We start from the raw sequence: 4,923 nt of genomic DNA, 5'->3' as shown, positions 1-4,923 counted from the left end.
GGCGGTTGACGTCGTCGACCACCGACTGCACCAGCGCGCGCACCTCGTTCTTGTGCGACAGGTCGCGGAACTGGGTGCTCAGCATCGCCCTGCCGCTGGCGGTCCTCGGACTGACCGGATCGCCCGCCGCCGTGTCCGTCGTGGTGATCGCGTCACTGCTCGGCACGATCACCGCCGGCGCGGTCGCCGGGGTCTATGTGGACCGGTGGGACCGGCGTCGGGTCGTCGTCATCGTCAACGTCCTCCAGGTGATCGTGCTGCTGCCGCTGTTGCTGGTGCGTACCGCCGACGAGGTGTGGATCGTGGTGGCGGTCGCGTTCGTGACGCAGGTGCTCGCGCAGTTCTTCCAGCCGGCCGAGAACGCGTTGCTGCCCCAGCTCGTGGACGCCGCCCGGCTGCCGGCCGCCAACGCGCTGAACGCGCTCAACAACAACCTGGCCCGGCTGGTCGGGCCGGCGATCGGCGGCGTCGTCGCCGTGGCGGGCGGGCTCGCCGGCGCGGCTGTGCTCGACGCGGCGACGTTCGCGGTGGCCGCGGCACTCTGCGGGCTGATCCGCGGCCGCCACCGGGCCGCGGCGGCCGGGACGGACCGGGATCTCCGGCGTGAGCTTGGGGAGGGCCTGCGCGCGGTGGCGCACAACCGGATCGTCCGGGCGATCTTCGTCGTCATCGCCGTCTCGTCGGTGGGCGAGGGCATGATGGGCACGCTGTTCGCCGTCTACGTCACGGACGCGCTGCACGCCGGCGGACGGGAGCTGGGCTGGCTCATGTCGGCGCAGGCGGTCGGCGGCATCATCGGCAGCCTGGCCGCGACGCGGCTGACCACCCGCTTCCGCCCGGTGCCACTGATCACCTTCTGCTGGACCGTGTTCGGGCTGGTCGACGTGGCCATCTTCAACTACCCGCGGTGGGACACCACGTTCTGGCCGGTCCTGGCCCTGTTCGTGGTGGTCGGCATCCCGGTCGGCATCCACCTGGGTGCCATGTGGACGCTGTTCCAGATCGAGACCCCGGACCGGCTGCGCGGCCGGGCGTTCTCGGCGATCTGGCTGGGCGCTTCGATCGCCTCCGTGATCGGCGCCGGTCTCGCCGGCATCCTCGGCGACCGGGTCGACGTGCTCACTCTCCTGACCGTGCAGGGCGCGGGCTGCGTGGTGGCGGGACTGAGCTTCCGTCTCCTCGCCGGCCAGGGGCCGGCATCACTGGTGCGGCCGCAACCCGAGCCGGCCGCGGCGGAGGCGGTGGCCGGGTGGCGGTCACGTGCGGGAGGACGCCGGCGGTCAGCCGCGGGCCGAGGCCACCGCGAGCAGGAACCATCCGGCATGGGGGATCCACTGCTCCGCCCAGCGCCACGAGTCCCCGCCGGGCGCCTCGGACGGCAGGAAGGCGATGTCGTTCTCGTCCGACCAGCCCGACGTGATCCCGTTGACGATGCCACCCGGGAGGTTCGGGAAATCCGACTCGTAGTCGACGTTGTTGCGGCCGCGGCCCTGGATCATGCAGGCGTCGAACGGATTGCGGCCGGTGATCCAGGCGAGCTGGTCGTCGGCGAAAGCCGCCAGCCGCTCCCGGTCGTCGTCGCCGGTGCCGTCGAGGGCCGCGCAGGCGGCCGCCGCGGCGGCGAGGGAGGCGACGGTCGCGTTCTCGCCCTGCCACCAGTAGCCGGTCTCGTTGGCGTGCGGGAAGAAGAAGGCATCCCCGGACGGCAGGCGCTGGCGGGGGTAGCCGAACGGGTTCGGCACGGCCGCCGTCCGCCGCAGTGTGTCCAATGTGGCCTCAACCGCCAGCGCCCGGGCGCGTGAGGCCTGCGGGGCCTGGGGGAGCACCTCGGCGAAGCGCAGCAGCGCCAGCACCGGCAAGCCCGCCTCGACGGCGTGGAAGAACGGTCGTCCCTCGGCGTCCGCGCGGAACCAGCCAGGACCCGAGCGCACGTAGCGGTCCAGCAGAGTGGTCGCACGTCGCTCGGCGGCCGCGCGTACGTCATCGTCGCCGGCACCCGCGGCGGTGAGCTCCGTCGCGGCGAGCAGCGCACAGTAGTCGTCGACGATGTTCTCGGCGTGGTCGTCGAGGTAGTCGAGGTTGTGCTTCTCCAGATGGCGGAAGCCCTGCAGCGCGGCCGTCAGGTAGTCGGCGCGGCTGAAGTCGCCATCGTCGTCCAGTGTGGACGTGCGAGCGAGCGCGGCGATGGCCAACCCGCCACCCTGCCGATAGGCGGCCTGGTAGCGGTCGGTGCGGACGCATTCGGGGAGCGGGGCGGTGACCACCCGCTCGTCGAGCCGTTTGGTGAGGGCGTCGAAGATCCCGGTGTAGAAGTAGCCCTCCGGGGCGCGGAAACGCACCAGGAAGTCGGCGCCCCACAGCGCCTCGTCGCGCAGTCGGGGGCCGAGCGAGCGGAGCAGGGCGGGGTGACGCTCGGCGAGGGCGTCCCGGGCGGCCGTCATCGCCCAGACGCACAGCGGCGTCTGTTGCGGTGACATGGTCCGGGTGTACGTGAGGTGGCTGAGGAACTTGCTCGTGTCCCCGCTCGCGTCCAACCACCCGCCGCGGGCGTCGACGGTGCGGCCCGAGTCGTCACCCCACAGCGCGGCCCGCCGGTCCTTGCGGTCGATCTCGCCGCTCGACCGCATCGCCTTGAAGTAGGCGAGGACGTCCGACATGGTCTGGCGCTGGATCCGGTCCGCCGCGACCTCGAACTCCGGTGAGGTCGCCTCGCGGCCGTCCGCCGCCCGGAGCCGGATCCGGTACCTCCCGGCGGGCAGCGGCGGCAGCTCGACGCGGGCGTACGGACCGGTGGTCCAGCCGGGCACGGGCCGCACCGGTCCGACCGTCAGCGGCGCGGGCGGCGTGCCGGATGCGGCGAGCAGTTCGACCCGCCGCGGTGGCAGGCCGTCGGGCAGGACCGCGACCGCGGCCTTGGCCGCGGCCAGCCCGTAACCCAGATGCCCGACCAGCACGGCCGGCGCTTCGTCACGCATGTCACGGGATGCTAGCGCCGGTCCCGGCCGCCCCGCGCAGCCGAACAATCGCGAACACCGGCTGATTGACGCCGGGGCGACCCGGCTGAAAGCATCCAGATATCGGAGATCATCAGTCTGATAACGCCGATTCATTCAGCTGAGCACCGCGTGCTCGCTCCCTTTTCCGCGCAATAGGACCAGAGCGAGGAGTCGTCATGTCCGAAACGGCGAAAAGTGGGTTGACCCGTCGCCAGATGGTCGGTCTCATGGGTGCGGCGGGCGCGGGTCTCGCCGTGGCACCAGGGATCGGCGGCACCGAAACAGCGGCGGCGGCCCCGCCGGCCGCGCCGCGGGACCCGAAAGTGGAAGCGTTGAAGCAGGAGGCGATCAAAGCCGTCGAGAAGCGGAGCAAGCTCGTCCAGGAGATCGTCGACTCGCTCTTCAGTTTCTCGGAGTTGGGATTCCAGGAGTTCCAGACCAAGCGCTACCTGATTCCCATTCTCCGTAAGAACGGATTCTCCATCCAGGAGGGTATCTCGGGCATTCCGACGGCCTGGATGGCCACCTGGGGCTCCGGCGGGCCGGTGATCGCCATGGGGTCCGACATCGACGGCATTCCGCGGGCCAGCCAGAAGCCGGGCGTCATCGGCCGCAACCCGCTCGTCGAGCCGATGGGCTTCGACCACGCACCCGGCCACGGCGAGGGCCACAACTCCGGCATGGCGGCCGTGGTCGCCAGCGCGATCGTCCTCAAGGAACTGATGCAGCGCAACAACATCAAGGGCACGCTCAAGGTGTGGCCGGGCGTCGCCGAGGAACTGCTGGGGTCCAAGGCCTTCTACGTGCGCGACGGGTACTTCGACGACGTCGACGTCACGCTCTTCGCGCACGTCTCGTCCGGCCTGTCGGTGGACTGGGGCGCCGGCTCCGGCAACGGCCTGCTCTCGCTCGAGTACACCTTCAAGGGATCGCCCGGGCACGGCGCCTCACCGCACCTCGGGCGCAGCGCGCTCGACGCCGTGCAGCTGATGACCGCGGGGATGGAGTACCGCCGCGAGCACCTGCCCATCCAGCAACGCACCCACTTCATCATCCCGTACGGCGGCGACCAGCCGAACGTCATCCCGGAGATCGCGAAGGTCTGGTACTACTTGCGCGAGGACACCGCGGACGAGATCATCGCGCTCCGGCAGCTCGCCGAGAAGATCGCGCGGGCCGCGGCCCAGATGAGCGACACCGAGCTGGTGAAGATCCAGGTGCTGGGCGCGGCGTCGCCGCAGCACATGAACCGGCCCGTGGCCGAGGCGGCGGCCGCGAACATGGCACTCGTCGGCATGCCCAACTGGAGCGCGGACGACCACACGTACGCCAGGGCGGTCCAGGAGGCGGCCGGCAGCACCCCGCGCGGCCTGTCGACGGAGGTGGACGGGCTCTCGGGCCCGATCCCGAACCAGTACCGGCAGGGCGGCGGCTCCGACGACATCGGTGACATCTCCTGGAAGATGCCGACGATCACGATCCGGTTCCCCGCGAACATCCCGGGCGGCGGCCCGAGCCACACCTGGTGGCAGGCGCTGTCGATGGCCACCCCGATCGCACACAAGGGCACGACCACCTGCGCCAAGGTGTACGCGACGACCGTCCTCGACCTGTTGCTCACGCCCACTCTGGTGCAGGACGCGAAGGCGTACTTCCAGGCGGAGCAGGCCGGGAAGTACAAGCCGCTGATCGGCCCGGACGACAAGCCCGCCATCCACCTCAACCGCGAGCGGATGGAGCTGTGGCGGCCACGCCTGGAGAAGGTCTACTACAACCCGTCCCGCTACAAGACCTACCTGGACCAGCTCGGCATCGCCTACCCGGGCAGGTAGGCGGCACGTCGGTGGCCGGCGCACACCGCGCCGGCCACCGGTGGCGGTATCGTGCGCGGCGTGCGCGCCGACGAGCTGGTCCCGCTCGGGCGGAC

The 4,923-nt window shown here is 71.1% G+C and carries 2 protein-coding genes and 1 pseudogene; 2 read left to right on the top strand and 1 reads right to left on the bottom strand.

All coding sequences use genetic code 11. The features are described 5' to 3' along the window. Window positions 1-74: 74 nt before the first annotated feature. Window positions 75-1,196 (top strand): annotated as a pseudogene (locus AB0H87_RS38050) (MFS transporter); the annotation flags it as partial. An 84-nt stretch (window positions 1,197-1,280) separates the two neighbouring features. Here the strand turns inward: AB0H87_RS38050 and AB0H87_RS38045 are convergent. Then, complete coding sequence (locus AB0H87_RS38045) at window positions 1,281-2,975, bottom strand: glycoside hydrolase family 9 protein (RefSeq protein ID WP_360157434.1); 1,695 nt, start codon at window positions 2,973-2,975, stop codon at window positions 1,281-1,283. 197 nt (window positions 2,976-3,172) lie between these two features. Here AB0H87_RS38045 and AB0H87_RS38040 point away from each other — a divergent pair, with 197 nt between their 5' ends. After that, entirely contained in the window at window positions 3,173-4,828 is a 1,656-nt protein-coding gene (locus AB0H87_RS38040) for an amidohydrolase (RefSeq protein WP_360157431.1), read from the top strand. Window positions 4,829-4,923: the final 95 nt, after the last annotated feature.

The sequence above is a fragment of the Asanoa sp. NPDC050611 genome, from assembly GCF_040654855.1.
Taxonomy (GTDB): domain Bacteria; phylum Actinomycetota; class Actinomycetes; order Mycobacteriales; family Micromonosporaceae; genus Asanoa.
This window is presented reverse-complemented; position numbering and strand designations above follow the sequence as displayed.

Bases quoted from the DNA above. Each gene is read 5' to 3' on its own strand.
- AB0H87_RS38045 (WP_360157434.1), bottom strand. From the start codon at position 2,975: ATGCGTGACGAAGCGCCGGCCGTGCTGGTCGGGCATCTGGGTTACGGG.
- AB0H87_RS38040 (WP_360157431.1), top strand. From the start codon at position 3,173: ATGTCCGAAACGGCGAAAAGTGGGTTGACCCGTCGCCAGATGGTCGGT.